The organism is Streptomyces sp. NPDC032940 (assembly GCF_040636935.1).
Lineage (GTDB): Bacteria > Actinomycetota > Actinomycetes > Streptomycetales > Streptomycetaceae > Streptomyces.
Genome location: NZ_JBEZVJ010000004.1, coordinates 126,016 through 151,725, shown reverse-complemented (window position 1 = coordinate 151,725; position 25,710 = coordinate 126,016). Strand labels below are relative to the sequence as shown.

Sequence of the window (25,710 nt, the reverse complement as noted above, 5' to 3'; positions counted from 1 at the left end):
GCTTCCACGGAGGATGGGATGACCACTCCGCCGGCAGGGAGCGCCTCTTCCGATGACCACACAGCCCGCACGCACTGAGCGCGGCGATTCCTCACCGTTCAAGCCCTCTCTCGTCAAAGCGGTGTTCAGGGACGTGACGTCGATGCACGTCTCCCGGTCGGCCGTGTGGGCCGCCGCGTCGGTGACGCGGACCGTGCTGGCGGAGATCATCGGCGGCGCGAGGAGAGCGGCGGCGGAGGAGTCCCGGAAGAAGCTGATCCCTCGGGACCTGATCTCGGCGATCGACCGGGACGTCGAGCTCGAGGTGGGGACCGGGTGGTACGGCCACAGTCCGACGTTCCGCGGCCTGACCGGCGTCCTGTACGACGCCCAGGGTGTGATCGTGCCTTCTCCCAGGCGCAGCAGGTCGCGCAAGGCGAGTGCCGTGGTCGGCGCCCACCGGTTCGAGGCCGGGGTCAGGAAGCTGTTGCGGAGCCAGGGGGTGACGGCCGTTCCGGCGATGGTCCGCGACCTGGACGGGATCGCGAGCGTGTTCCTGACGGGACTCGCCCGGGACTCGGCCATGGTCGTCCGCGAGGGCGGGATCAAGCGGTTCGGTTCGGTCTCCCTGGTGATACCGGGCGAGCCGGGCACACCTTCGTCGTCCCTCCAGGATCCACCCCCGCAGACCCCGTCCACCCGCAGGAGGGCCGGGCGGGCCATCGGCCGGGACGACGTCCTGGCCGCCACCACGATTCAGTTGTTCGGCGGCAGCCTCAGGCAGCGAGCCCTCACCGAAGCGCGCGAAGCGACACAGAACGCCTCGGCCGGCTGAGCGGGTGCGGCGACCATCGCCGCCTGCGCTCTCGACATCCGCTGCCGCGGACTCGCCACGCGGCTAGGCGGGCTCGACGACCCGGAACCGCAGGCACACCAACGGCGTGTCCTCGTCCACCGGTGTGCCGATGGCGTCCCAGAAGCGGCTGTGGCCGGTGCGCCACTCGTCCAGGGTCCGGTCGCCCTCGCCTTCGGCGGCGGCGTGTTCCCATGTGACCGCGCCGAAGGGGGCCAGCTCCACGTCGGTGATCTCGATCGTGGCGACGCGGTCTCCGTCGTTGCCGAGGAGCGCCAGGCGCTCACCCTCGTACTCCAGGCCCTCGGTCTCCTCGGCGTACTCGGCCAGCAGCCCGGTGGTGGCGGTCTTCCGCCCGTCCAGGACGAGGGCGTTGAGCCGCTCCCGCATCTCACCGGCCGTGCCGAGCTCCAGCGCCCGCATGCCGTTCACCCGTGGCCACACGGTGTACCCGCCCCTCTCGACAACTGCCGCCTCACCGGCCTTGCGCACGGATTGTAGGCAGCGACGGACGAGACGCCGTCAGGACGGCGCCCCGTCGGTCTCCAGCTGGTGGTCCGCCCAGACGTACGTCTCCGGGAGGAGGTCGGCGATGGGGACCGCCCGTGTGCCGGGGCCGGTGCCTGTGCCGACGATGACCTTGAGGGTGGGGAAGTAGTCGAACAGGACCTGGCGGCACCGGCCGCACGGGGGGACCACGCCTCGGTCGCGGTCGCCCACGGCGACCATCGTGTCCAGCTCGTACGCGCCCTGCGCGGCCGCCGCGCCGATGACGACCAGCTCGGCGCAGGGACCGCCGGTGAAGTGGTAGGCGTTCATCGCGGTGACGATCCGGCCGTCCCGGGTACGGGCCGCCGCCGCCATGGTGTGGTTGTCACCGTGGGCGCGCGTGCGGGCGACATCGGCCGCGGCCTGGATCAGTTCCTGGTCGACGGGGTGCGGCACGGCAGGTCTCCTGTGATGCTGCGGTCGGGGCTTCGGCCGACCAACCTAGTACGGACGTGGGTCCCACGGCGCCGGGTTTCGGCGCGTGACGCGCAGCGCCGACGGGGGCGGCCGGGTCCGGCCGTGCCGGCGTCGACGGCCCCTCGATGCCGGGACCTGCTTCCCCGTCCGTCCGCCATGCCGGCCAAGGCCGCGGCCGGCCGTCACGGTGGCCTCCGCCTCCCCGGCCGGCCGGCCGCGGGCATTCGCATCGCCGGAGCGACGGTGAACGGCTCGACGGAGGCTAGCGGAAGGCGGCAGCGTTACGGGCCGCCCAGTCGGCGAAGTGCCGCGGTGCCCGGCCGAGGACGTGTTCGACGTCGGGGCTGACGCGCTGTTCGGCCGGGGTCGGCTCGCCCAGGATGGACAGTGTCGTCTCCACCACCGGCTCGGGCATGAAGCGGAGGAACCGGGCGGCGGCCTCCTCTCGGGTGAGTTCCGTGAAGGCGACCGGTTCACCCAGGGCTTCGGCGATCGCCTGCGTCTGCCGACGCGGTGTGACGAGCGCGGGACCCGTCAGTTCGTACGTCCGGCCCGCGTGGCCGCCCGCCCCGTCGCCGGTCTGCCGCAGGATCACCGCCGCGACCTCGGCGATGTCGGCGGGGTCGACGGTCGGCAGGCCGACGTCCCCGAAGGGCGCGGCGACGGTCCGGTGGGCCCGGACTGGCTCGGCCCAGGCGTACGCGTTGGAGTGGAAGCCACCGGGGCGCAGGATCGTCCAGTGGAGGCCCGACTGCCGGACGGCCTCCTCGATCGCGTGGCCCACCTGTCCGTGGGACGGCGACTCGGGACGGGTGGCCACACCCTGGGAGGAGAGGAGAACGACCCGCTCCACCCCTCCCGTCTTGGCCGCGTCGAGCATCCCGTGCGGGTCGATCAGGTGCGCACTGGCACCGCCGTTCTGCAGGAACAGTGCTTCGGCGCCGTCGAAGAGCGGCCTGAGGGACTCGGCGTCGGTCAGGTCCGCCTGCCGGTGCCGGACGCCTCGCGGCACGTCCGTGACTGTGATGCCGCGGGACGTGGCGGTGACGGCCTCGCCGGCCGCGGCGAGGATGCCGACCAGTGGACGGCCGACGTTGCCGGTCGCCCCCGTGACGATGATCATGCGTGACTCCCCCTGCTCAATGGCCCTTGTTGGGCGCCCGCTGCCGGGCATGAGGAGACGCTAGCAGCGTCGGTATAGTAGGTACCCAGAGGAAAGTGACTCCCCGGGAGGGATGCACAGATGGCCCGTGAAGCGACCCGGAAGGCCGTCCCGGCGGAGCCTGCGACCGACCCCGAACTGGCCTGTCCGGTCAGCCCCGTCGTGGACATCGTGTTCAGCCGGTGGACCACGCCGATCCTCTGGTCCCTGCACACGTACGGGCGTCAGCGGTTCGTGGAGCTGGAGCGGCGGATCGCCCGCATCACGCCGAAGGTGCTCACCCAGCGGCTGCGGCAGCTGGAGCGGGACGGCCTGGTCCTGCGCACCTACCACCCCGAGGTGCCGCCCCGGGTCGAATACGAGATCAGCGACCTCGGCCGCAGCCTCGCCCCCCTCTTCGCGCACCTCACCGAGTGGGCCGCCGAGAACCTGGTCAAGGTCGAACAGGCCCGGATCGCCTACGACTCCTCGTCGGACCGCTGACTAGCACGAGCACCGAGTCGAGGGCCAACCGCTTTTCGGCCATTGCCAGTTGGCCGTCAACCGCGCATTTTTCGCCTCATACTCCCGGGGACGCCGGTCCCTGGTCACAGGGCTGCCACAACGCGTGAGCACAAGCGGTATGGTCCCTGCCGAATGCCCTTGGCATACGCGGCAGTTCGGGTTTACGCAGGAACGGATCCGCGCTGTCGCGAGCCCGCCCCGCCCGTCGCCCCACCGCTCGTGAAGGCCCCTCGCTCGCCCCCGGGAGATCCATGTCGTGCACCCTCACCGATGTCAGCGCCGCTGAATCCTCGGCACGGGGAAGCGCGGCGGAGGTGCGGTGCCGGAAGGTGCCGCCGCAGTGCGCCGAGGACCGCCGCGCGCCTCTGCCGCGGGCCGGGAGACGCCCGCTGCATCTGGCTTGTTGAGGCCCCCGGTCGCCGTCCCCCACGGCACCGTCCCGTCAGCCCGGATCCCGGCCGTGACCACCGGCCCACCCCCTCCCCCACACCGACGGCTTCCCCATCCGTGAGGACCCGATGACTGAACTGCTATTGACCGGCGCCCTGTTGCTGGCGGCGGCCGGAGCCGGGGCCGCCTGGTACTTCCGGCGCGCACGCGACCAGGCCGGGCGCCAGGCGGAGCTGCTGCGCCGGCACGCCGACCGGCTCACCCTGCAACTCCTCGCGGCCGAGCAGTGCGTGGGCCACTTCGCGACCACCGTGATCCCCGCGGCCGCCGGCGCCGGGCTGGAGGGCGCCGGTCACAAGGGCACGCTCACCGTCCCGCCGAACCTCGACGGCACCCCGCTCGCCGAGCGGCTGCTCACCCTCCCCGGGGCGCTGGCCTCGGCGGTGGGCGAGATACGGGCGCAGGAGCGGGCCGCGGCCGCCAGGACCGCCGATCAGATCCGGCAGGACACGGAACGGCAGATCGCGCAGGTACGGCACGAGTCCCTGGGCGTCGCCCGCGCCGCCGTACGCGGCTTCGCCAACAACGTGGTGGCACGGGCGGCACGGCTCGGCCGGAGCGTCAGCCAGGGCGTGCGACGGCACATCTCGGACGAGGCGTACGCGACGCTCGTGGAGATCGACCACCTCACCCAGCAGATGCTGCTCACGGCCTCGGGGTACGCCGTGCTCGCCGGGGACAAGCTGTCGCGGCGCTGGCCCGCCACCTCGCTGACCGACATCGTGCGGGCGGCGATGGGCCGGATCGAGGGGTACGAGCGGATCAAGCACCCGGAGCTGGGATCCGTCTCCGTCGAGGGCCGCGCGGTGGAGGCGGTCGTGCACGCCCTCGCGGTGCTGCTGGACAACGCGCTGCGCTACTCGCCGCCCGCCGCGAACGTCCATGTGTCGCTGGAGCAGGGCCACCACGCGTTCTTCCTGATCGTGGACGACGCAGGTCTGCGCATGGACGACGAGCGGCTGCTGTGGGCCAGCAACGTGATGTCCGGCGAGCAGCGCGACGACATCACCCGGCTGGGCGCCCATCCCCAGACCGGGCTGCGCGTGGCGTCCCTGCTGGCGGAGAACTACGGCTTCCGGGTCGAGCTGACCGCACCCAACATCTACCAGGGCACCCGCGCCATGATCGTGCTGCCGAAGAACCTGCTCGTCTCGCCGGCCGCGGCCGGTCCCGTCGTCGCCTCCGCGTCGTCGGCCCCCGCGTCGTCGGTCCCCGCGGCCCGGGCCGAGGCACCCGCCGCACCGCCGGTCCCCGTGATCGAGCCGGCGCCGGAGCCCGTGCCCGCCCCGGCCGCCGTACCCGCCGCGGCTGCCGCAGACGCCGTACCCGCCACGGCCACCACGACCGCCGCGGCCACCCCGACCGGCCAGGGAGCCCAGGCCACCACTCCCGAGCCCCCGGCCGCCGCCCCGGAGACGTCGGTGCCGACCCCCGCCACCACCGCCAGCGGCCTGACCGTCCGCCGGCGCACCAAGGCTCCCGTCGCCGCGCGCCGTGCCGCCGAGCCCGCCCCGGCCGCGCCCGGGCGGCCCTCCATCGCCGCCGCCTGGGCGGAGGGCAGCCGCCGCGGCCGACAGGAGGAGTCCCTCCCGGCCGCCCCCGCCGGGCCCGACGCGGCCCACCGGACCCCACCCGGCCCCGGATCCGGTCCCGGAACCGACCCCTCCCCCGGATCCGACCCCGCCCCCGCTGCACACGAAGAAGGACACTGATCGTGCAAGACACACACACCAACAGCCTGGGCTGGCTGCTCGACCAGGAACTCGGCACCGTCGAGGGCGTCCGGTACGCCGTACTGATGAGCAGCGACGGCTTGTTGAAGGCCAGGACCGAGACGATCGGCCAGGACGACGGGGAGAAGTTCGCCGCGCTGACGGCGGCGCTGCGGGCCGCGGGCAAGGCGTGGGACGAGTTCACCGGCGGCCAGGGCATGCGGCAGCTGCTGATCGAGTCGGTGGGCTGCATCGGGCTGACGACCACCGCCGCGAAGAACACCATGCTGTCGGTGTGCACGACCGGTCCGGACGCCGATGTCGGGCTGATCTCCCATCACATGGTGCGGCTCGCCACCCGGGTGGGGCACGAACTGGGCACCGCGGAGCGGGTGCCGGCCGCGGAAGGCGGCTCACCGGTATGACGGGGCCGCGGCGTGACCCCGACATGGTCAGGCCCTACGTCCGCACCGGCGGGCAGGTCCGCGCCCGGGACGACGTGCGCCTGGAGAGCGTGCTCATCGCCGCGACCGGGCCCACGGAGTCCCTCGCCCCGGACGCCCGCCGGGTGATGCGCCTGTTCTCCGGCGCGGAGGGCGGCCTGGCCGTCGCGGACATCGCCGCGGCGCTGGAGCTGCCGCCCTCCACGGTGCGCATCCTCGTCTCCTCGCTGATGGACTCCGGCCATCTGGCCAGCCCGGTCGCGGCCGGCGACCACCAGCCCGAATCCGACCTGTTGCAGGAGGTACTGCGTGGACTGCGCTCCATGGTCTGACCCGCCCGTCACCTACGTCCCGGCCACGGTGACCCGGTCGGCCAAGATCGTGGTCGCGGGGGGTTTCGGCGTCGGCAAGACGACGCTGATCGGCAGCGTCTCCGAAGTGAAGCCCCTGCGGATGGAGGAACCCATCACGCAGGAGAGCGCGGGCGTGGACGATCTGCGGGGCACCCCGCACAAGACGACGACCACGGTGGCGATGGACTTCGGCCGTATCCACATGGCCGGCGGCCGTCTCGCGCTGTATCTGTTCGGACTGCCGGGCCAGGCCCGCTTCCAGCCGCTGTGGGAGGACCTGGCGGAGGGCGCGCTCGGCTGTCTCGTCCTGGCCGACACCCGCAACCTCGACGCCTCCCACGACGCGCTCGGCCTGCTGGACAACGGCGGCATCCCGTACGCCGTCGCCATCAACGCCTTCCCCGGCGCCCCGGAGTACCCCGAGTCGGAGCTGCGGGAGGCTCTGGCCCTCGATCCGTTCACCCCGCTGACGACCTGCGACGCCCGCGACCGCACGTCGTCCCTGCACGCCCTGATCACGCTCACCGAGTACCTGTCCGAGCAGCGCTCGGCCGCCCTCATGGAGTCCCGCCGATGACGATGCCCTCCGCCGCGTCCGCGCCGACGAGCCCACCGGGGCGGATCGCCCTGTACACCGCGGAGTTCGCCGCCGATCCGCACGCCGCGTACCGGCGCATGCGCCGCACCCACGGTCCGCTCGTCCCGGTCGAGCTGGCGCCCGGGGTCCCGGCGACGCTGGTGATCGGCTACTACCAGGCCCGCCGCATCCTCAACGACCCGCTGCACTTCCCCGCCGACCCGCGCGCGTGGGAGAAGCTGATCCCGGCGTCCTGCCCGGTGCGGCCGATGATGGAGTGGCGGCCCAACGCGCTGCGGTCCGGCGGCGCCGAGCACGCCCGTTACCGCGGCGCGAACACCGCGGCGATCGACGCGGTCGACCAGCACGGGCTGCGGGCCCTCGTGGAGCGGGTCGCCTCGGGCGCCATCGACGACTTCCGCGGCAAGGGCGAGGCGGACCTGCTCTCCCAGTACGCCTTCCCGATCGCCTTCCGGGTGCTGAGCGCGCTGCTGGGCTGCCCGGACGAGATCGGCGTGCGCATCGCCGACGGCATGGCGAAGATCTTCGACACCACCAACGCCGAGCTGGGCAACCAGATCCTCGGGCAGGCCGTCTTCGACCTGGTCAGCCTGCGGCGCCGGGAGCCCGGGGACGACATCACGTCCCGGCTGATCGGACACTCCGCGCGGCTGGACGACGAGGAGATGGGCCACCAGCTCGTCACGCTCTACGGCGCCGGGATCGAGCCGCTGACCAACCTGATCAGCAACACCGTGCTGAAGATCCTCACCGACGAGGAGTTCTCCGCCGACCTGCACGCCGGTCTTTCCACGGTGCGCGACGCGCTCGACGCCGTCCTCTACACCGACCCGCCCATGGCGAACTACTGCATCTCCTACCCGCCGTACCCGATCGACGTGGACGGGTTCCTGCTCCCCGCCGACCAGCCGGTCGTGATCTCCATGTCGGCCGCCAACAACGACCCGGCGCTGACCGACGGCGTGCCGGAGGGCCGGCACACGGGCAACCGCGCCCATCTGGCCTGGAGCATCGGCCCGCACACCTGTCCCGCCCGCTCGCACGCCTACCTGATCGCGGAGACCGCGGTCACCCACCTCCTCGACGCGCTGCCGGAGACGGACCTCGCCGTACCCGTCGCCGAGCTCGTCTGGCGTCCGGGCCCGTTCCACCGCGCCCTGGAATCCCTGCCCGTCACCTTTCCCCCGGCCCCCTAAGGAGCCCGCCATGTCCGGCCAGCAGCCTCCCCTCGTCCTCGATCCCGCCGGTGCCGACCACCACGCCGAGCACCGTGCGCTGCGCGCCCGCGGTCCGGCCACCCGGGTGGACGTCCTCGGCGTGGAAGCCTGGTCGGTCTCCGACCCCGCTCTGCTCAAACAGCTGCTCACCGGCCCTGACGTCTCCAAGGACGCCCGGGCGCACTGGCCCGCCTTCGGGCAGGTCGTCCAGACGTGGCCGCTCGCCCTGTGGGTGGCGGTGGAGAACATGTTCACCGCGTACGGCCCCAACCACCGCAAGCTGCGCCGCCTGGTGGCGCCGGCCTTCAGCGCCCGCCGCATAGCCCACATGCGGCCGGCCGTCGAGGGCATGGTGAACGAGCTCGTCGACCGTCTCGCGGGCCTGCCCGAGGGTGAGCCGGTCGACCTGCGCCAGAAGCTGGCCTACCCGCTGCCCATCGCGGTGATCGGCCACCTCATGGGCGTGCCCGAGAGCCGGCGGGACGGCTTCCGGGCCCTCGTGGACGGCGTCTTCGACACCACGCTGAGCCAGGACGAGGCCCGGGCCAACACCGCCCGGCTGTACGAGACCCTGGACCGGCTCATCGCCGAGAAGCGCAGCGACCCGGGCGACGACATGACGTCGCTGCTCATCGCCGCGCGGGACGAGGAGAGCGACGGCTCGGGCCTCTCCCAGGAGGAGATGCGCGACACGCTGCTGCTGATGATCAGCGCCGGCTACGAGACCACCGTCAACGTCATCGACCAGGCCGTGCACACCCTGCTGACCCGGCCCGACCAGCTCGAACTGGTCCGCAAGGGCGCGGTCACCTGGGACGACGTGGTCGAGGAGACGCTGCGGCACGAGCCGGCGGTCAAGCACCTGCCGCTGCGGTACGCCGTCACGGACATCCCGCTGCCCGACGGGCAGACCATCGCCCGCGGCGAGGCCATCCTCGCCTCCTACGCCGCCGCCAACCGGCACCCCGACTGGCACGAGGACGCCGACACGTTCGACGCGGCCCGTACGGTCAAGGACCATCTGGCGTTCGGGTACGGCGTCCACTTCTGCCTCGGCGCGCCCCTCGCCCGCATGGAGGTCACCCTGGCGCTGCGGAGCCTCTTCGACCGTTTCCCCGACATGCGCCTGGCCGAGCCCTCGGCCGAGCTGGGGGCGGTGCCGTCCCTGATCAGCAACGGCCACCAGCGGCTGCCGGTCCTGCTGCACGGCTGAGCGGACGGGACGGCCCGCCCCGCAACGCCGGGGCGGGCCGTCCCGCTTCCTCGTGGGGGCTCAGCCGAACATGCCCGGCTGGTAGTCGCCCGCCGGCTGCTGGGTGATGACGTTCAGCCGGTTGTACGTGTTGATCACGGCGATCAGTCCGACCAGCGCGGCCAGCTGCTCCTCGTCGTAGTGCCGCGCCGCGTTCTCCCAGACCTCGTCGCTGATGCCGCCGCCGTCGGCGAGGCGGGTGCCCTGCTCGGTCAGCTCCAGGGCGGCGCGCTCGGCGTCGGTGAAGACCTTGGCCTCCCGCCAGGCGGCGACCAGGTTGAGGCGCAGCGAGGTCTCACCGGCCTTCGCGGCGTCCTTGGTGTGCATGTCGAGGCAGAAGCCGCAGCCGTTGATCTGGCTGGCGCGGATCTTCACCAGCTCCTGGGTGGCGGCCGGCAGTGTCGAGTCCGACACGACCTTGCCCGCCGAGTTGATGTGGCGCAGGAGCTTGCCGGCGATCTGGTTGCCGAAGAGGTCGAGGCGAGCGTCCATGGTGGTTCCTCCGTCGTGGTCCGTCGGCCGTTGCCGTATCCGGTTACGCAGCTACGACGGACCGCGGCGGCGCGATGTGACAGGCAGACCGGCGCAGTGTGCGTGACCTGCGCCACACTCCGTCCCGTGCGGTCCGCCGCCCGCCGGACGCCCCGGCGCGGGAGCCGTGCCCGGCGGGGATTAGCCTCGGTCCGAGACGACGGGGAACAGCAGGAGTAACGCAGGAGGCAGACATGGCGAAGGTTCCCAGCGCGCTGGTCGCGGCGGGCGGACTCGTCGGCGGGTACGGCGTGGCCCGCTGGACCGGGAAGCGGCCGCTCGGCGGTGCCGTGCTCGCCGTCGCCGGGGCCGCCGCCGCGCAGCAGTGGCGGCGGACGGCCGGCGGGAAGGCCGCCGGGGCGCTGACGGCCGCCTACGTCGCCGGTTTCGCCGGGTCCCACCCGCTCGCCAGGAAGGTCGGCGCCTGGCCCTCCGTGTTCGGCGTCGCCGGCGCCGTCGCGCTGGCCTCCTGGGCGGTCGCCGACCGCAGGGCCTGACCCGCGCGCCCGGCAGGGTCTAGGACCGGTGCGTCAGGACGTTCACCACACGCCCGCCGGGGTCCCGTACGAAGAAGCGCCGTACGCCCCACTCCTCGTCCCGCAGCTCCCGGACGATCTCCGCGCCCGACGCGACGAGGCGGGCGTGGACCGCGTCGACGTCCTCGACCTCCACGCTCAGGTCGGGGACGACGGGCGCGGTGCGCTCCTCGGTGAAGAAGCTGATCTGGGCGGTGGGGACGGACGGTGAGGCCATGGTGGTCACCCAGCCCATGTCCATGACCTCCTGGAAGCCCAGCAGGCCGTAGAAGTCGCGGCCGGCAGCCTGTTCCTCGGCGGACCCGGAGTGGATGTTGGGGACGATCCTGCGGACGGTCATGGAAGGCTCCTCGCGGTCGGCCGGGCCGGGATGCGGTCGGCCCGGACTCTACGGCGTCGCGGTGCCCGTGTCCGGCGCCTCCCTCGTGCCCGCGACCGCCCCGGCGGCCGACAGGGGCTCGGCGATGTCCTCCAGGGAGCGGCGTTCCGCCTTGACCGCGAGGAACGCCGCCACCAGGCCGGCCGCGCACATCAGCCCGGCGCCGATCTGGAAGGCGAGCACCGTGTCGCCGACCACGCCGGACTCGGTGAGGTCGGCGAAGAGCAGGGGGCCGCTGATACCGCCGGCGGCGGTGCCGAGGGCGTAGAAGAAGGCGATGGCCATCGCCCTGGTCTCCATGGGGAAGATCTCGGAGACGGTCAGATAGGCGCTGGAGGCGCCCGCGGAGGCGAAGAACAGCACCACGCACCAGCAGGCCGTCATCGTGTTCGCCGTCAGCGAGCCGCGATCGAAGAGCCACGCCGTGACGAACAGCAGGACGCCCGACAGCAGATACGTGCCCGAGATCATGATCCGGCGGCCGACCGTGTCGAACAGCTTGCCGAGCAGCAGTGGTCCGAGGAAGTTGCCGGCGGCGATGACGGCGAAGTAGTAGCCGGTGTGGCCGGTCGGCACGTCGAAGAAGGTGATGAGGATGGTGCCGAAGCCGAAGGTGATGGCGTTGTAGAGGAACGCCTGGCCGATGAAGAGCGACAGGCCGAGGACCGCGCGGCGCGGGTACTTGCCGAAGACGGTCCTGGCGATCAGACCGAAGCCGATGCTCTTGCGCTGGTGGATGGTGATCTCTCCGGCCGGCGGCGGCAGCCGCTCGCCCTTCTCGTCCTCGATCTCCCGTTCCACGGAGGCGACGAGCTGCTCGGCGGCGTCGCCGTGGCCGTGGATGAACTGCCAGCGCGGACTCTCCGGGACGTGCCGGCGGACCAGCAGGATCACCAGGCCGAGGACCACGCCGAGGGCGAAGCTGAGCCGCCAGCCGAGGTCCTTCGGGAAGATGTCGGTGTCCAGCATGACGATGGACAGCAGCGAACCGCCGATGGCGCCCAGCCAGTAGCTGCCGTTGATGATGAGGTCGACCCGGCCCCGGAAGCGGGACGGGATCAGCTCGTCGATCGCCGAGTTGATGGCCGCGTACTCGCCGCCGATGCCGAAGCCGGTGAGGAACCGGAACAGGAAGAACCACCAGGACTCGAACGACACCGCCGTCAGCGCGGTCGCCGCCAGGTACACGACGAGCGTCACCATGAACAGCTTCTTGCGGCCGTGGCGGTCGGTCAGCCAGCCGAAGAACAGGGCGCCCGAGCAGGCACCCGCCACGTAGAGGGCGGCGGCCAGGCCGGTGATCTGGGCCGAGCTGATGTCCAGCCCGCTGCCGTCCTCGGCGATCCGGCCGGCCACGTTGCCGACGATCGTGACCTCCAGGCCGTCCAGGATCCAGACGGTGCCGAGGCCGATCACGATCATCCAGTGCCACCGGGACCAGGGCAGCCGGTCCAGGCGGGCCGGGACGGCGGTGGTCACGGTGCCCGTGGAGCCGGGTACGGAGTCCGGGGACGACGACTGCGCTGACATGGCTCCCTCTCCCTCGAGGACCGCGGAACGGCGCCGCCCGGTCCCGAAGGTGCCGTGCGGCGCCGGCGGACCGAGCGATCGTCACCCGTGTGCCCGCGACCGGCGCGGACAAGCCAGGCCATCCGGGGGAGGGCCGGCCCCGACGGGGCACAGGCCCTACGCCCCCAGGACGCGGGAGACCGTGTGGATCAGCAGCCCGGCCAGCGAGCCGACCACCGTGCCGTTGATCCGGATGAACTGGAGGTCCCGGCCGATGTTCGCCTCGATCTTCTTCGTGGTGTGCTCGGCGTCCCAGCTCGCCACGGTGTCCGTGATCAGGGACGTGATCTCGCGCCGGTAGGTGGTGACGACGTACACCGCGGCACCCTCGACCCAGGTGTCGACCTTGCCCTGCACCTTCGGGTCGGAGGCCATCCGGGCACCCAGCGACAGCAGCGACGCCCGCACCCGCAGCCGAAGCTCGCTGCGCTCGTCCTCCGCCGCCGAGACGATCATGGACCGTACGGCCGTCCACGCGGACGCGATCAGGTCCTGGACCTCGCCCCGGCCCAGCACCTCCGTCTTCAGCCGCTCCACACGCGCCCGGGTCTCGGTGTCGGACTGCAGGTCGGACGCGAAGTCGGTGAGGAAGCGGTCGAGGGCGCCGCGCGCCGGGTGGGCGGGCATGTCGCGCATCTCGGTGACGAAGCGCAGCAGCTCCTTGTAGACGCGCTCGCCGACCTTCTTGTCCACGAACCGGGGCGTCCAGCCGGGCGCCCCGCCCTGCACCGCGTCCATCACGGAGTCGCCGTGCAGCACCAGCCAGTCGTGGGCGCGGGAGACGACCAGGTCGACGGCCCGGCGGTGCCCGCCGTCGGCGACGACCCGGTCCAGCAGCTTGCCGATGCCCGGGGCGATCTCCTGCGCGTCGGCCCGCCGGGTGACGGCCTCGCCGACCACCGCCTGCACGTCGGAGTCCCGCAGCACCGTGAGGGCGCCGCGCAGGGCCGCGGACAGCTCGGCCGTCACCCGGTCGGCGTGCTCGGGCACCGCCAGCCAGGCCCCGAGCCGGCTGCCGATGCCGACGGCGCGCAGCCGCTGCCGTACGACGTCCTCGGAGAGGAAGTTCTCGCCGACGAACTCGCCCAGCGAGACGCCCAGCTGGTCCTTCTTCCTGGGGATGATCGCCGTGTGCGGGATGGGCAGCCCGAGGGGGTGGCGGAAGAGGGCGGTGACCGCGAACCAGTCGGCGAGCGCACCGACCATGCCGGCCTCCGCGGCGGCCGACACATAGCCCGCCCAGGCGCCCGCGCCCCGGTGGGAGGCCCACTCGGCCAGCACGTAGACCAGGGCCACGAACAGCAGCAGTCCGGTGGCGGTGAGCTTCATACGGCGCACCCCGCGCCGCTTCTCCTCGTCGGCCGGGCTGAACGCCGTCATCGCCCGGTTGCGGACGGCGGCGGACGGGATCTCCCCCTCCCCGGCGCCCTGCCCGCCACCCGCGGAACCCTCCGGACGTGCTGCCCTCGTGCGTGCCATCCGCTCCACCGTTCGACGATCCGTCCGCACCCATTGTCCCTTCCTGACCGACTCCTGGAACGGAACACAAGTTCCCGGCGTCTGACGGAAAAGGGAAAGCCGGGGGGTCACACGGCCTTCTCCCCGCCCATGCCGCATCATGGGCACATCGGACCGGAGCCTCGGTGCTCCCCTCGCCCGAGGAGAAAAACACAGCATGACCCAGGGTCATGACGGAGGCGTGGGGGCGCCTCCCAGCAAGCAGCGTGCCCTGCTGACCGCGATCGTCGCTCTGATAGTGGCGATCTCCGCCGCCATATACGCCACGGTGGCCTCCGACGACGGCACCCGGAACCACCCGCCCGTCGCCGGCGGCCGGCTCCCGCACAACGACGCCGAACCCGCCTCCACCGGCACCTGGGTCGGCGCCTGGGCCACCTCGCCCGTCGGCCCGGAACCGGGCACCACGGCGCAGGGCATGGCCGGCCGCTCGGTACGCAACGTCGTGCGCGCCGGCGCCGGCGGCACCGGCGCGCGGATCACCCTGTCCAACCTGTACGGCCGGTCACCGCTGACGATCACCCACGCGTCCATCGCCCTGGCCGCCGACGACGGCACCGCCGCGGCGGCCGCCGGCAGCATGCGGCGGCTGACCTTCGGCGGCAGCACCCAGGTGGTCGTCCCGGCGGGCGGCCAGGTGAAGAGCGACGTCGCGCGCATCGCCGTGCCCTACGGCGGCGACGTGCTGATCACGACGTACTCCCCGGTGCCGTCCGGCCCGGTCACCTACCACCCGCACGCGCGACAGACCAGCTACGTGGCCGAGGGCGACCGCGCCGAGGACGTCGCCGCCGACGCCTACACCGGCAAGACCTCGTACTGGCGCTACGTGACGGCGCTGGACGTGCTGAGCCACGAGGCCGTGGGCACCGTCGTCGCGCTCGGCGACTCCATCACGGACGGCTACGGCTCCACGATGGACGCCGACCACCGCTGGACCGACTTCCTCACCGAGCGGCTGCGCACGGCGGCCGGCGCCGGGCAGAACGTGCCCCGCTACAGCGTCGTCAACGAGGGCATCAGCAGCAACCGTCTCCTCACCAGCGGTCCGGGCACGCCCCCCGCCAACCCCAGCACGCTGTCCCGGTTCCCCCGGGACGTGCTGGGCCGCACGGGCGCCAGGACGGTCGTCGTCGCCATCGGCGTCAACGACATCCTGCACAGCCCCGAACTCGCCGACCGGGACTCGATCCTCGCGGGACTGCGCACCCTGGTCGACATGGCCCACGCCCACGGGCTCACGGTCGTCGGCGGGACGGTGATGCCGTTCGGCGGACACAGCGGGTACACGGACGCGCGCGAACAGATGCGGCAGGAGATCAACGAGGAGATCCGCGAGGGCCGGGTCTTCGACGCGGTCGCCGACTTCGACGCGGCCCTGCGCGACCCCTACGCCCCCCGCCGCCTGGCCCCGGAGTACGACTCCGGCGACCACCTCCACCCCAGCGACAACGGCTACGCCCGCATGGCAACAGCCCTCGACCTGACCGACCTGAGAGCCACCACACCGGCCACGCTCTGACCGTCCGGCCTACGCAGCTGCGGGCAATCGTGCCCGTAGCTGCGGGCAATCGTGCCGCTGGGGCGGCACGGGTGGGCGCAGCGGCACCCCGCAACGCCGGGCCGCGCAAACCCACCCCGCCCAGCACCCGCGCCGGGCACCCCGGCAACGCCGGCCCGCGCGACCCGCCCCCGGCCGCCACCGACGCACGGCCACCACGGCACGCCGGGCCGGCGATCAACCCTCCCCCCGCAACTCCCTCCGCTCCCGCCGCCGCTCCTCCTTCAGCCGCGCCCGCTCCGCCCGCGTCACCTTCCGCTCCACCCCGACCCCGCCCCAGAAGGCGAACCCGGTGACGACCACCCGCGGCGCCCCCGCCTCCGCGGGAACCCCTTCCTCCCGGTGGTCGAAGCCCCCCATGATCCCGATCCCGCGCACGACCACCTCGACCCCGGGCGGCACGACCACGTTCACCCCGCCCATGATCGCCACGCAGTTGATCACGACCTCGCCGTCCGCGAAGTTCGCCTCCCGCAGGTCCAGCTCACCGCCGCCCCAGAACGCGACGCAGTTGAACCGCTTCGGGACCGTCCAGCGCCCCCTGCGCTCGAACCCGGACATCACGGCGACCGCCCACGTCGACGACCCCTCGCCACCCGTGATCCGCCCCGACCAGTCCTCGCGCCCCGCGGGCTCCTTGGTCATCGACACCCGCGGCACCGGCGCCGCGCCGCCCGCCCCCACCGGCAGGTCACGGGTGATCGGCGCCAGCTCCCCGTACGTCCGCGCACGGTAGGTGGCGTCCAGCCGCTCCTCGAACTCGCCCATGTCCAGGCGGCCCTCCGCGAGGGCGTCCCGCAGGACCTCGGCGACTCGTTCACGGTCGGCGTCGGATGCACGGAGGTCCGGGGCGTCGTCGGTCATGTACAGCAGCCTACGAGTTCGGCCCGCCGGGCACTACGCGCTCGCGCGTTCCGCATAGATCTTCGCGATCACCGCTTCGATGTCCGGCTCCCGCACCGAGAGGTCCACCAGCGGATACCGGGCGGCGATGTCCGCCACCAGCCCCGCGGCCGAGGCCGACGCGGGGAAGGCCAGCCACTGCCGGGGCCCCTCCACCCGCACCACCCGCGCGGGCGCCGGCGGCTCGATCGGCGGCACCTCCCGCTCCAGGTCCACCACCAGGGTCCGTTCGCTCTCCCCCGCCTCGTGCAGCCCGGTCAGCGGGCCGTCGTACATCAGCCGCCCGTGGTCGATGACCATCACCCGGGAGCACAGCTGCTCGATGTCCTGGAGGTCGTGCGTGGTCAGCAGCACCGTCGTGCCGCGCTCCGCGTTCAACTCCCGCAGGAAACCGCGCACCTTGGCCTTCGACACCACGTCCAGGCCGATCGTCGGCTCGTCCAGGTACAGCACGTCCGGGTCGTGCAGCAGCGCCGCCGCGATGTCGCCGCGCATCCGCTGCCCCAGCGACAGCTGCCGCACCGGCACGTCCAGCAGGGACCCGAGCTGGAGCAGCTCCACGCAGCGGTCCAGGTTGGCCCGGTAACGGGCGTCCGGGATCCGGTACATGCGGTGCATCAGCCGGTAGGAGTCGATCAGCGGCAGGTCCCACCACAGCGTCGTCCGCTGCCCGAACACCACCCCGATGCGGTGCGCCAGCCGCGTCCGCTCCCGTGACGGATCGATACCGGCCACCCGCAGCCGCCCGCCGCTCGGCGTCAGGATGCCGGTGAGCATCTTGATCGTCGTCGACTTCCCCGCGCCGTTCGGCCCGATGTAGCCGACCATCTCGCCCCGCGCCACGGTGAACGACAGACCGTCCACCGCCCGCACCTCACGCCGCTCCCGCCTGAGGAACCCCGTCCTGCAGCGCACGTCGAAGACCTTCTCGACGCCCTCCAGCTCGATGAAGCCAGCCCCCGCCACCCCGGCGCCGCCGCCGATGTCCATCTCCCGCTAACTCCCTGTACTCCGGTACGAACGAAGCCCCGCACGCCACGCCAGCCCCGCGAGGGCGCAGCAGGCCGCGGCCACCAGCGGCGGCGTGAACGCCACCCACCCCGGCAGCCCCAGCGGATACGGCCGCTCCAGCACATAGCTCGCCGGCAGCCAGTTCACGAAGGCCAGCGGCACCACGAACGTCACCCCCCGCACCATCTCCTGCGCGAACACCGTCGGCGGGTACTGGAGCATCGTCGTACCGCCGTAGGTGAAGGCGTTCGACACCTCCGAGGCGTCCTGCGCCGCGAACTGGAACGCCGCCGCCGCCACGAACACCGCACCGAAGATCCCCGCGCCGCTGAGCAGCATCACCGGCATCAGCAGCAGCTTCGCCGCCGACCAGTCGACGTCCAGCACCACCAGCGCGTAGCCCAGCACCAGCGCACCCTGCGTCACCCGGCCCAGCCGGCGCAGCGCGAACCGGTCGGCGGCCACCTGCGCGAGCACCGGCACCGGACGCACCAGCAGCGTGTCCAGCGTGCCGTCCCGCACCCGCCGCCCCAGCCGCTCCATCGAGCCCATCGCCAGGTCGGCCAGCCCGAAGGAGACTCCGGACAGCCCGTACAGGAACGCCACCTCGGGCAGCGCGTAGCCGCCCAGCGCGTCGACCCGGGAGAACATCAGCAGGATCGCCACGAAGTCCAGCAGGGTCACCGCGAAGTTCGCGAACGTCGTCAGCGCGAAGGACGTCCGGTAGGCCATCGTCGACCGGATCCACATCGCCGCGATCAGCCCGTAGGCCCGCAGCCCCGCGACGATCCGGCCGTCCCGGCCGGCCCGTGCCTCGGCCGTCTCAGCCACCCTGCACCACCACCCGCCGCGTCGCCGCCGACTGCACCAGCCGCCCCACCGCCAGCAGCGCCACCGCCCACGCCGCCTGGAAGACGAAGGTCCCCAGCGGATCCGCCTCCCCCAGCAGCACATCGGCCGGGCCCTGGAGCAGCGACGACCACGGAAGCGCCCGGACGACCTCGCCGAGCGCGCCCGGGAACACGTTCAGCGGCAGCAGCATCCCGGAGCAGAACAGCCCCGCGATCCACGCCATCTGCGCCACCCCGGTGCCGTCCAGCAGCCAGAACGCCGACAGCGCCACCAGATAGCGCAACGCGAAGCCCACCAGCATCGCCAGCAACACCGCCACCAGGAACGCCAGCCACCTGGACGCCTCCCGCGGCAGCGCCACCGGAAAGACCAGCGCACCGAACACGAACGGCACCACCCCGCGCCCCAGCAACTGGAACAGCGCCCGCCCCACGTCCGCCGCCAGCCACCACAGCTGGAGGTCGGCCGGCCGGTACAGATCGACGGCGATGTCACCCGAACGGATGCGCTCCATCAACTCGGCCTCGATGCCGCCGCCACCGATCGCCAGCGCCGCCAGCAAGGCCTGCCCCAGCCACACGAAGGTGACCGCCTGCGCCTGGTCGTACCCCCCGAGCTGCGGTTTCTCGTCCCACAGGGCCAGATAGGTGGAGACCAGGATCAATCCGAAGACCGTGTTGGTGAACACCCCGGCGGCAGTGGCCGCCCGATACGTCGCGTACCGTCTGAATCCCCCCATGGCGACGGCCACGTACAACCGTCCCGAACCCACGCCCACAGCCCTCCCCTCCGCCCGGCCACAAAGCGCAGAAGCCTAGTACGACGGTGCCGGGGCACACCATGCGATTACGGGGCACGATCCGGGACACCGGACGACGGCACCGATTTCACGCGTGTGCCGCAGAGCGGGAACGGAACACGCGATGCGAGAGTCTTCACCAGAGGGCGCAGAAGCGCACAAGGCCGTACGAGACCAGACCGTACGACGCGAAACAGGAGTCCGTGCACGAGATGAGCGACGAGCCGCAGCAGCCTGACCAGGGCTCGGAACCGGGAACGGAACCGGGAACGGCGACGCCGAAGAAGCCGAAGAGGCCCAAGCGGACCGGATGGCGCCGGCTGATCCCCACCTGGCGCATGACACTGGGCGCCTTCGTCGTCGGCGTCCTGCTGCTGATCGGCGGCTTCTTCCTCGGCTACTCGCTGGTCCAGATCCCGTCCGCCAACGCCCTCGCCACCCAGCAGAGCAACGTCTACCTGTACGCCGACGGCACCGTCCTCGCCCGCGACGGCGAGGTCAACCGGGAGAACGTCAGCCTCGCCCGGATCTCCAAGGACGCCCAGCACGCCGTCCTCGCCGCCGAGGACCGCGACTTCTACACCGAGTCCGCCATCGACCCCATGGCGATGATCCGGGCCGGCTGGAACACCGCCACCGGCAAGGGCAAGCAGTCCGGCTCCACGATCACCCAGCAGTACGTCAAGAACTACTACCTGGCCCAGGAGCAGACCGTCACCCGAAAGGTGAAGGAGTTCTTCATCTCGATCAAGCTGGACCGGGAGAAGAGCAAGAACGACATCCTCGAGGGCTACCTCAACACCAGCTTCTTCGGCCGCGGCGCCTACGGCATCCAGTCCGCCGCCCAGGCCTACTACGGCGTCGACGCCACCGAGCTCACCGCCGCCCAGGGCGCCTACCTCGCCTCGCTGCTCAACGCGCCCAGCGAGTACGACGTCGTCGCCCACCCCGAGAACAAGGCCTCCGCCGTCGCCCGCTGGAACTACGTGCTCGACGGCATGGTCAAGATGAAATGGCTCGACCAGAGCGAACGCGCCGGGCTGAAGTTCCCCACGCCCAAGCAGACCACCGTCTCCACCAGCATGTCCGGACAGCGCGGCTACGTCGTCCGCATCGTCAAGGACTACCTGATCAAGAACGGCATCGTCACCGAGGACGACCTCGCCCGCGGCGGCTACCGCATCACCACCACCCTCCAGAAGGACAAGCAGGACGCCTTCGTCAAGGCCGTCGACGACCAGCTGATGTCCGAACTGGACAAGGAACGCAAGGTCGACTCCTACGTCCGCGCCGGCGGCGCCTCCGTCGACCCGAAGACCGGCAAGGTCGTCGCCATGTACAACGGCATCGACTACGTGAAGCAGTACACGCCCAACGCCACCCGCCGGGACTTCCAGGTCGGCTCCACCTTCAAGCCCTTCGTCTTCGCCGCGGCCGTCGAGAACCACTCGGACACCCAGGACGGCCAGATGATCAACCCCAACACGACCTACGACGGCGACAGCGAACGCCCCGTCCAGGGCTGGAGCGGCACCCGCTACGCACCCGAGAACGAGGACCACCGGGACTACGGCCGCATCACCGTCCGCGAGGCCACCGACAAGTCTGTCAACGCCGTGTACGCGCAGATGGCCGTCGACGTCGGCCCCGCCGAGGTCAGGCAGACCGCGGTCGACCTCGGCCTCGCCGCCGACACCCCGGAGATGCCGGAGGGCCCCGCCATCGCCCTCGGCACGGCCACCGCCAGCCCCCTCGACATGGCCCAGGCCTACGCCACCCTCGCCAACCACGGCCGGCACAGCACGTACACCTTCGTCGAGAAGGTCATGAAGGACGGCCGGCACGAGGTGGAACTGCCCGAGCGGCGCGAGAGCCAGGCCATCAGCCGCGAGGCCGCCGACACCACCACCTCGGTGCTGCGCGGCGTCGTCCAGAAGGGCACCGCCACCGCCGCCCTCGCCGCCGGCCGTCCCGCGGCCGGCAAGACCGGCACCGCCGAGGAGGACACGGCCGCCTGGTTCGCCGGCTACACCCCCGACCTCGCCACCGTCGTCGCCGTGATGGGCCAGGACCCCGTCACGGCCGCCCACAAGTCCCTCTACGGCGTCATGGGCCTCGACCGCATCAACGGCGGCGGGGCACCCGCCGACATCTGGGCCCAGTACACCCGCAACGCCCTCAAGGGCGAACCGGTCAGCGACTTCGACCTCCAGCTCCAGGCCGGCGCAGACGTCACCGCACCGCCCTCCGCCGACCCCTCCGAGGACACCGGCACGGGCGACGAGTCCGACGGCGGCACGGGCGACGAGGACGGCACCGGCGACCAGGAGACCGACACCGCCACCCCGGGCGACACCGGCGACACCGGCGACGGCGGCACCGACGAGGGCGACACCGGCGACGACGGCGACCCCACCACCGGCGGCCCCTCGTCGGGCGGCGCCAGCACCGAACCCGGCCCCACCGGCGGCGGGGACGGGGACAACGGCGACGGCGGCACGGACGAGGGGGACACCGACGGAGCGGGCGGCGGCGAGGCGGACACCGGCGGATTCGTCGGCGGCATCACCACGCCCCCGCGGCACGAATGACCCCGCACGGGGCCGGTGACGCCACCGACATCAGTGACCCGAGGTCGCCTTGAGCCCCACCACGGCGACCAGCAGCAGACAGATGAAGAAGATCCGGGCGGCGGTCGCCGGCTCACCCAGCACCACCATGCCGAGCACCGCCGCACCGGCCGCACCGATCCCCACCCACACGCCGTAGGCGGTACCGATGGGCAGCGTCCGGGCGGCGTACGACAGCAGCAGCATGCTGGCCACGATCCCGGCGCCGGTGAGCAGACTCGGCACGAGCCGGGTGAATCCCTCGGTGTACTTCATCCCGATCGACCAGCCGACCTCGAGCAGACCGGCGACGACGAGCAGAACCCACGCCATGACAAGGCACCTCCGTGAAGCGAACTGAACGGGGTGCGTCGTCTTTTCCTTCAACCCGGTACGGCGCGTCTCGTCGGGATGCCTCCACCGTAGCAAAGACAGCACGAAGGGGCTGGTGACCGTGGTCACCAGCCCCTCGGCACCGCCGATCCCTACAGATACAGCCCGGTCGAGTCCTCGGACCCCTCGAAGCGGTCCGCGGCCACCGCGTGCAGATCACGCTCGCGCATGAGCACGTACGCCGTGCCCCGCACCTCGACCTCCGCCCGGTCCTCCGGGTCGTACAGGACCCGGTCGCCGGGCTCCACCGTCCGCACGTTCTGCCCGACCGCGACGACCTCGGCCCAGGCCAGCCGCTTGCCGACCGCGGCCGTGGCGGGGATCAGGATGCCGCCCCCGGAACGCCGCTCGCCCTCACCGGTGTCCTGCCGCACGAGTACACGGTCGTGCAGCATCCGGATGGGCAGCTTGTCGTCCGGGGAACTGTGCTCGTTTCTCTTGGCGCTCACGCCCTGAAACCTACCTGCCCCGCCTCAGCCCTTACGCCGCCGGGTGCCGAGGGTGAGCAGCCCCACCACTCCCACCACGACGAGGGCCACCGGCACGACACGCTCCAGCCGCGGCGCACCCTCCTCGTCCACGAACCGGGACTTCACATCGCTGACCACACGATTGACCTGGACGTACGCCCGTCCGAGGGTGTGGTCGACGCTGGAAGCGACCTTGGCCTTCGCATCGCCCATGATCGTCTTCGGGTGCACCCGCACCCCGATCTCGTCGAGCGTCTCGGCCAGCACCTCGCGGCGGCGCCTGATGTCCGCCTCGATCTGCGCCGGGGTTCTGATGTCCGACGTGTCCGCCACCGTACGGCCTCCGAAATCTGCTGACGCTGTCCCGGACAGTCTGTCAGCAACTCGCCGCTCCGCACTGTCAGGACCCCCGGTTACGCTGATTCGATGAGCGAGCGACTCCAGCCCGGGGACCCGGCCCCCGCCTTCACCCTCCCGGACGCCGACGGCAACGAGGTGTCCCTGTCGGACCACAAGGGCCGCAAGGTCATCGTCTACTTCTACCCCGCCGCGCTTACCCCCGGCTGCACCAAGCAGGCCTGCGACTTCACGGACAACCTGGAACTGCTGGCCTCCGCCGGGTACGACGTGCTCGGCATCTCCCCCGACAAGCCGGAGAAGCTGGCCAAGTTCCGCGACACCGAGTCCCTCAAGGTCACGCTCCTCGCCGACCCCGACAAGAAGGTCCTGGACGCGTACGGCGCCTTCGGCGAGAAGAAGAACTACGGCAAGACCTACATGGGCGTCATCCGCTCCACGATCGTCGTGGACGAGGAGGGCAAGGTCGAACGCGCCCTGTACAACGTCCGCGCGACGGGCCACGTGGCCAAGATCATCAAGGACCTGGGCATCTGAACCGCCCCCGGGGGCCCGTACCGTCCGACTCCGGTACGGGCCCTTCCGCATGTCGTGCGTGACGGTCCGATAAACGGTTCGTTACTCCGTACGAGGACACGAACGAGTGGCCGAGAACGGAGGGGGCTCGATGGGAGCCAGTGCATACAGCAGGGAGCGCCTGGAGGAGGCGGCCCGGGGATCTCGGACGCTGTCCGAGGCGCTGGTACGGCTGGGGGTGGATCCGAAGAGTTCGACGCGCCGGTATCTGCTGGGGCGGATGAAGAAACTGGGAGTGGACACCTCCCACTTCCAGCGGGAGGGGGTGAAGTGGACCAGAGAAGTCCTTCAGGAAGCGGTCTCGGCCTCGACGAACATGTGCGAGGTGCTCCGTCGCCTCGGGCTGGAGGTGGTCGGCGGACACCACACGCACATCAGCCGCCGGATCAAGGCGTACGGCATCGACATCTCGCATTTCCGGGTACCGTCCCGGCGCGGCGAGCCACGCCGCCCGCGAACCCCTGAGGTCCTGCTCGTCGAGCAGGTGTCCGCTGCGGCCCGACGCATCCACAGCGACCGTCTCAGATGGGCGATGACGACACTCGGGGTTCCGGAGCAGTGTGACCTCTGTGGTGTGCAGACGACTTGGCGTGGCCGACCGCTACCGCTCGAGGTCGATCACATCAATGGCAACTGGCGAGACAACCGCCTTCAGAACCTCAGGTTCCTGTGCCCCAACTGCCACTCGACGACGGACGAGTACCGAGGGCGCGGCAAAGGGCGCCCCAGGGGAGCGGCCTCATGAACGACAGCGTCCGGTACTCGCGCGAGCAACTCATCGAAGCTGCCGCCCAGTGTTCCGACATCGACGAGGTCATCGCCTTCTTCGGCACCCGGCCTTACGCGACACTGCGACGCCACCTCACACGTCGCTTCGCCCACTTCGACATTGACATCTCGCACTTCAAGCCCTGGCGACTGCCGGCCCGCCCCTCGTCGGACGAGTTGAGTGCCGCGGTTGGTGAGTCTTCCTCGATAGCAGAGACCCTCCGTCGCCTGGAGCGCCCGGACACGGGCAGGCAACGGGCGCTCCTACGCCAATGGGTCGCCGAAGAGGGCCTCACCACCGCGCACTTCCTGGGGCAGGCACATCAGCGAGGCAAGTCTCGCCCGACGTTGGGCAAGCAACCTGACGAGATCCTCGTCAGGCGGGACGACGGCAACCGGGCCCGGACCGCACCGCTCCGCCGCGCACTCCGCGAGATCGGCGTACCCGAGAAGTGCGCCGAATGTGGCACCGGGCCGGAGTGGCTCGGAAAGCCGATGACCTTGGAGGTCGATCACGTCAACGGGGACCGGAGTGACAATCGGCGCGAGAATCTGCGGTTGCTGTGCCCCAACTGCCACGCGACTACTAGCACCTGGTGCAGGGGACGCGCCAGGCGACGTGCGACTCCCGGTACGATGGCAGACACTGGCGGCGGTGGCGCAATGGCGACGCAGCAGACTTAGGATCTGTGGCCCCTGACCGGGCTTGAGGGTTCGAATCCCTTCCGCCGCACATGGACGGCCTGCGAATCCAAGGAGGATGCGCAGGCCGTTGTCGTGGCGTCTCAGCCCAACAGCTCCCGCACCGCCGGTACCAGCGCCCGGAAAGCCTTGCCGCGGTGGCTGATGGCGTTCTTCTCCTCCGCCGTGAGCTCCGCGCAGGTGCGGGTCTCGCCGTCCGGCTGGAGGATCGGGTCGTAGCCGAAGCCGCCCGTGCCCGCGGGCTCGTGGCGCAGCGTGCCGCGGAGCTGGCCCTCGACCACGCGTTCCGTGCCGTCGGGGAGGGCGAGGGCCGCCGCGCAGGCGAAGTGGGCGGAGCGGTGGGGGTCCGCGATGTCGCCGAGCTGGGCGAGGAGGAGGTCCAGGTTGGCCTTGTCGTCGCCGTGGCGGCCGGCCCAGCGGGCGGAGAAGATGCCGGGGGCGCCGTGCAGGACGTCGACGCAGAGGCCGGAGTCGTCGGCGACGGCGGGCAGGCCGGTGACCCGGGCGAGGGCGTGGGCCTTGAGGAGGGCGTTCTCGGCGAAGGTGACGCCGGTCTCCTTGACGTCGGGGATCTCGGGGTAGGCGTCCGCGCCGACGAGGTCGTGCGGCAGGCCCGCGTCGGCGAGGATGGCCCTGAGTTCGGTGATCTTTCCGGCGTTGCGGGTGGCGAGGATCAGGCGCGTCATG

General features: G+C 71.7%; 29 protein-coding genes, 1 tRNA gene and 1 riboswitch. Of the genes, 15 read left to right on the top strand and 15 right to left on the bottom strand.

Features of this window, described 5'->3' with window-relative positions:
- Window positions 1-52: 52 nt before the first annotated feature.
- Window positions 53-814, top strand: coding sequence for a hypothetical protein (locus AB0E77_RS07715; protein ID WP_361567035.1), 762 nt, complete (start codon window positions 53-55; stop codon window positions 812-814).
- A 63-nt stretch (window positions 815-877) separates the two neighbouring features.
- On the opposite strand, the gene AB0E77_RS07710 is transcribed toward AB0E77_RS07715, so the two are convergent.
- From AB0E77_RS07710 to AB0E77_RS07700, 3 genes are all read right to left on the bottom strand, one after another.
- On the bottom strand, window positions 878-1,255 hold the full coding sequence (locus AB0E77_RS07710; protein WP_361567032.1) for an ASCH domain-containing protein: 378 nt from the start codon (window positions 1,253-1,255) through the stop codon (window positions 878-880).
- Between the two features lie 99 nt (window positions 1,256-1,354).
- The gene (locus AB0E77_RS07705; RefSeq protein WP_361567029.1) at window positions 1,355-1,777 is read right to left on the bottom strand and encodes a cytidine deaminase; all 423 of its coding nucleotides are present in this window, start codon (window positions 1,775-1,777) and stop codon (window positions 1,355-1,357) included.
- A 283-nt stretch (window positions 1,778-2,060) separates the two neighbouring features.
- On the bottom strand, window positions 2,061-2,921 hold the full coding sequence (locus AB0E77_RS07700) for an NAD(P)H-binding protein (RefSeq protein ID WP_361567026.1): 861 nt from the start codon (window positions 2,919-2,921) through the stop codon (window positions 2,061-2,063).
- Window positions 2,922-3,041: 120 nt separating this feature from the next.
- On the opposite strand from AB0E77_RS07700, the gene AB0E77_RS07695 reads away from it, so the two are divergent.
- The 7 genes from AB0E77_RS07695 to AB0E77_RS07665 all read left to right on the top strand — a co-directional run bounded on the left by AB0E77_RS07695 (window position 3,042) and on the right by AB0E77_RS07665 (window position 9,450).
- The gene (locus AB0E77_RS07695) at window positions 3,042-3,443 is read left to right on the top strand and encodes a helix-turn-helix domain-containing protein (RefSeq protein ID WP_361567023.1); all 402 of its coding nucleotides are present in this window, start codon (window positions 3,042-3,044) and stop codon (window positions 3,441-3,443) included.
- Window positions 3,444-3,982: 539 nt separating this feature from the next.
- Window positions 3,983-5,626, top strand: a complete 1,644-nt coding sequence (locus tag AB0E77_RS07690) for an ATP-binding protein (protein WP_361567020.1) — start codon at window positions 3,983-3,985, stop codon at window positions 5,624-5,626.
- Window positions 5,627-5,628: 2 nt separating this feature from the next.
- Window positions 5,629-6,051: a roadblock/LC7 domain-containing protein gene (locus tag AB0E77_RS07685; RefSeq protein ID WP_361567017.1), complete on the top strand. Its 423-nt coding sequence runs from the start codon at window positions 5,629-5,631 to the stop codon at window positions 6,049-6,051.
- Window positions 6,048-6,401, top strand: a complete 354-nt coding sequence (locus AB0E77_RS07680; RefSeq protein WP_361567014.1) for a DUF742 domain-containing protein — start codon at window positions 6,048-6,050, stop codon at window positions 6,399-6,401. Before AB0E77_RS07685 ends, AB0E77_RS07680 begins: the two co-directional genes overlap by 4 nt.
- A complete protein-coding gene (locus AB0E77_RS07675) occupies window positions 6,379-6,999 on the top strand; it encodes an ATP/GTP-binding protein (protein ID WP_361567011.1) in 621 nt (206 codons plus the stop codon). Before AB0E77_RS07680 ends, AB0E77_RS07675 begins: the two co-directional genes overlap by 23 nt.
- The gene (locus AB0E77_RS07670) at window positions 6,996-8,216 is read left to right on the top strand and encodes a cytochrome P450 (RefSeq protein ID WP_361567009.1); all 1,221 of its coding nucleotides are present in this window, start codon (window positions 6,996-6,998) and stop codon (window positions 8,214-8,216) included. The genes AB0E77_RS07675 and AB0E77_RS07670 overlap by 4 nt, the downstream gene beginning before the upstream one ends.
- A gap of 10 nt (window positions 8,217-8,226) precedes the next feature.
- Window positions 8,227-9,450, top strand: a complete 1,224-nt coding sequence (locus tag AB0E77_RS07665) for a cytochrome P450 (protein WP_361567006.1) — start codon at window positions 8,227-8,229, stop codon at window positions 9,448-9,450.
- A gap of 60 nt (window positions 9,451-9,510) precedes the next feature.
- Here the strand turns inward: AB0E77_RS07665 and AB0E77_RS07660 are convergent, their stop codons facing one another.
- The gene (locus AB0E77_RS07660) at window positions 9,511-9,981 is read right to left on the bottom strand and encodes a carboxymuconolactone decarboxylase family protein (protein WP_361567003.1); all 471 of its coding nucleotides are present in this window, start codon (window positions 9,979-9,981) and stop codon (window positions 9,511-9,513) included.
- Window positions 9,982-10,214: 233 nt separating this feature from the next.
- On the opposite strand from AB0E77_RS07660, the gene AB0E77_RS07655 reads away from it, so the two are divergent.
- Window positions 10,215-10,517 (top strand): hypothetical protein, encoded by a 303-nt coding sequence (locus AB0E77_RS07655; RefSeq protein WP_361567000.1) that lies wholly within the window; start codon window positions 10,215-10,217, stop codon window positions 10,515-10,517.
- 19 nt (window positions 10,518-10,536) lie between these two features.
- Here the strand turns inward: AB0E77_RS07655 and AB0E77_RS07650 are convergent, their stop codons facing one another.
- The 3 genes from AB0E77_RS07650 to AB0E77_RS07640 all read right to left on the bottom strand — a co-directional run bounded on the left by AB0E77_RS07650 (window position 10,537) and on the right by AB0E77_RS07640 (window position 13,983).
- On the bottom strand, window positions 10,537-10,896 hold the full coding sequence (locus AB0E77_RS07650; protein ID WP_361566997.1) for a VOC family protein: 360 nt from the start codon (window positions 10,894-10,896) through the stop codon (window positions 10,537-10,539).
- Window positions 10,897-10,944: 48 nt separating this feature from the next.
- Window positions 10,945-12,465 carry an MFS transporter gene (locus tag AB0E77_RS07645; RefSeq protein WP_361566994.1) on the bottom strand — a complete coding sequence of 507 codons (1,521 nt, stop codon included), beginning with the start codon at window positions 12,463-12,465 and terminating at the stop codon, window positions 10,945-10,947.
- 156 nt (window positions 12,466-12,621) lie between these two features.
- Window positions 12,622-13,983: a DUF445 domain-containing protein gene (locus AB0E77_RS07640; RefSeq protein WP_361566991.1), complete on the bottom strand. Its 1,362-nt coding sequence runs from the start codon at window positions 13,981-13,983 to the stop codon at window positions 12,622-12,624.
- Window positions 13,984-14,179: 196 nt separating this feature from the next.
- On the opposite strand from AB0E77_RS07640, the gene AB0E77_RS07635 reads away from it, so the two are divergent.
- Window positions 14,180-15,544, top strand: coding sequence for an SGNH/GDSL hydrolase family protein (locus AB0E77_RS07635; protein ID WP_361566989.1), 1,365 nt, complete (start codon window positions 14,180-14,182; stop codon window positions 15,542-15,544).
- Window positions 15,545-15,760: 216 nt separating this feature from the next.
- On the opposite strand, the gene AB0E77_RS07630 is transcribed toward AB0E77_RS07635, so the two are convergent.
- Genes AB0E77_RS07630 through AB0E77_RS07615 form a run of 4 tightly spaced genes read right to left on the bottom strand, consistent with a single transcriptional unit; the run spans window position 15,761 to window position 19,127 of the window.
- Window positions 15,761-16,447, bottom strand: a complete 687-nt coding sequence (locus AB0E77_RS07630) for a DUF1707 domain-containing protein (RefSeq protein ID WP_361566987.1) — start codon at window positions 16,445-16,447, stop codon at window positions 15,761-15,763.
- 33 nt (window positions 16,448-16,480) lie between these two features.
- Window positions 16,481-17,476, bottom strand: a complete 996-nt coding sequence (locus tag AB0E77_RS07625) for an ATP-binding cassette domain-containing protein (RefSeq protein WP_361566985.1) — start codon at window positions 17,474-17,476, stop codon at window positions 16,481-16,483.
- Between the two features lie 6 nt (window positions 17,477-17,482).
- A complete protein-coding gene (locus tag AB0E77_RS07620; RefSeq protein ID WP_361566982.1) occupies window positions 17,483-18,328 on the bottom strand; it encodes an ABC transporter permease in 846 nt (281 codons plus the stop codon).
- A complete protein-coding gene (locus tag AB0E77_RS07615) occupies window positions 18,321-19,127 on the bottom strand; it encodes an ABC-2 family transporter protein (protein WP_361566979.1) in 807 nt (268 codons plus the stop codon). The genes AB0E77_RS07620 and AB0E77_RS07615 overlap by 8 nt, the downstream gene beginning before the upstream one ends.
- A 233-nt stretch (window positions 19,128-19,360) precedes the next feature.
- Between AB0E77_RS07615 and AB0E77_RS07610 the strand changes: the two genes are divergently transcribed.
- Window positions 19,361-21,739, top strand: coding sequence for a transglycosylase domain-containing protein (locus AB0E77_RS07610; RefSeq protein ID WP_361566977.1), 2,379 nt, complete (start codon window positions 19,361-19,363; stop codon window positions 21,737-21,739).
- A gap of 30 nt (window positions 21,740-21,769) precedes the next feature.
- Here the strand turns inward: AB0E77_RS07610 and AB0E77_RS07605 are convergent, their stop codons facing one another.
- The 3 genes from AB0E77_RS07605 to AB0E77_RS07595 form a co-directional block, all read right to left on the bottom strand.
- Window positions 21,770-22,090: an SMR family transporter gene (locus AB0E77_RS07605; protein WP_361566975.1), complete on the bottom strand. Its 321-nt coding sequence runs from the start codon at window positions 22,088-22,090 to the stop codon at window positions 21,770-21,772.
- A gap of 32 nt (window positions 22,091-22,122) precedes the next feature.
- Window positions 22,123-22,189: riboswitch (guanidine-III (ykkC-III) riboswitch) on the bottom strand.
- Between the two features lie 53 nt (window positions 22,190-22,242).
- Window positions 22,243-22,599, bottom strand: coding sequence for a co-chaperone GroES (locus tag AB0E77_RS07600; protein ID WP_361566973.1), 357 nt, complete (start codon window positions 22,597-22,599; stop codon window positions 22,243-22,245).
- Between the two features lie 24 nt (window positions 22,600-22,623).
- A complete protein-coding gene (locus AB0E77_RS07595; protein ID WP_361566970.1) occupies window positions 22,624-22,953 on the bottom strand; it encodes a DUF3618 domain-containing protein in 330 nt (109 codons plus the stop codon).
- Between the two features lie 93 nt (window positions 22,954-23,046).
- Here AB0E77_RS07595 and bcp point away from each other — a divergent pair, with 93 nt between their 5' ends.
- The 4 genes from bcp to AB0E77_RS07575 all read left to right on the top strand — a co-directional run bounded on the left by bcp (window position 23,047) and on the right by AB0E77_RS07575 (window position 25,054).
- Window positions 23,047-23,514 (top strand): thioredoxin-dependent thiol peroxidase, encoded by a 468-nt coding sequence (gene bcp / locus AB0E77_RS07590; protein ID WP_361566968.1) that lies wholly within the window; start codon window positions 23,047-23,049, stop codon window positions 23,512-23,514.
- Between the two features lie 130 nt (window positions 23,515-23,644).
- Window positions 23,645-24,298 (top strand): HNH endonuclease signature motif containing protein, encoded by a 654-nt coding sequence (locus AB0E77_RS07585; protein WP_361567510.1) that lies wholly within the window; start codon window positions 23,645-23,647, stop codon window positions 24,296-24,298.
- Complete coding sequence (locus AB0E77_RS07580; RefSeq protein ID WP_361566966.1) at window positions 24,295-25,005, top strand: HNH endonuclease; 711 nt, start codon at window positions 24,295-24,297, stop codon at window positions 25,003-25,005. The genes AB0E77_RS07585 and AB0E77_RS07580 overlap by 4 nt, the downstream gene beginning before the upstream one ends.
- A tRNA-Leu gene (locus AB0E77_RS07575) sits at window positions 24,971-25,054 on the top strand. The genes AB0E77_RS07580 and AB0E77_RS07575 overlap by 35 nt, the downstream gene beginning before the upstream one ends.
- 52 nt (window positions 25,055-25,106) lie before the next feature.
- Here the strand turns inward: AB0E77_RS07575 and rdgB are convergent.
- Window positions 25,107-25,709, bottom strand: a complete 603-nt coding sequence (gene rdgB, locus AB0E77_RS07570; protein WP_361566964.1) for an RdgB/HAM1 family non-canonical purine NTP pyrophosphatase — start codon at window positions 25,707-25,709, stop codon at window positions 25,107-25,109.
- Between the last annotated feature and the right edge of the window lies 1 nt (window position 25,710).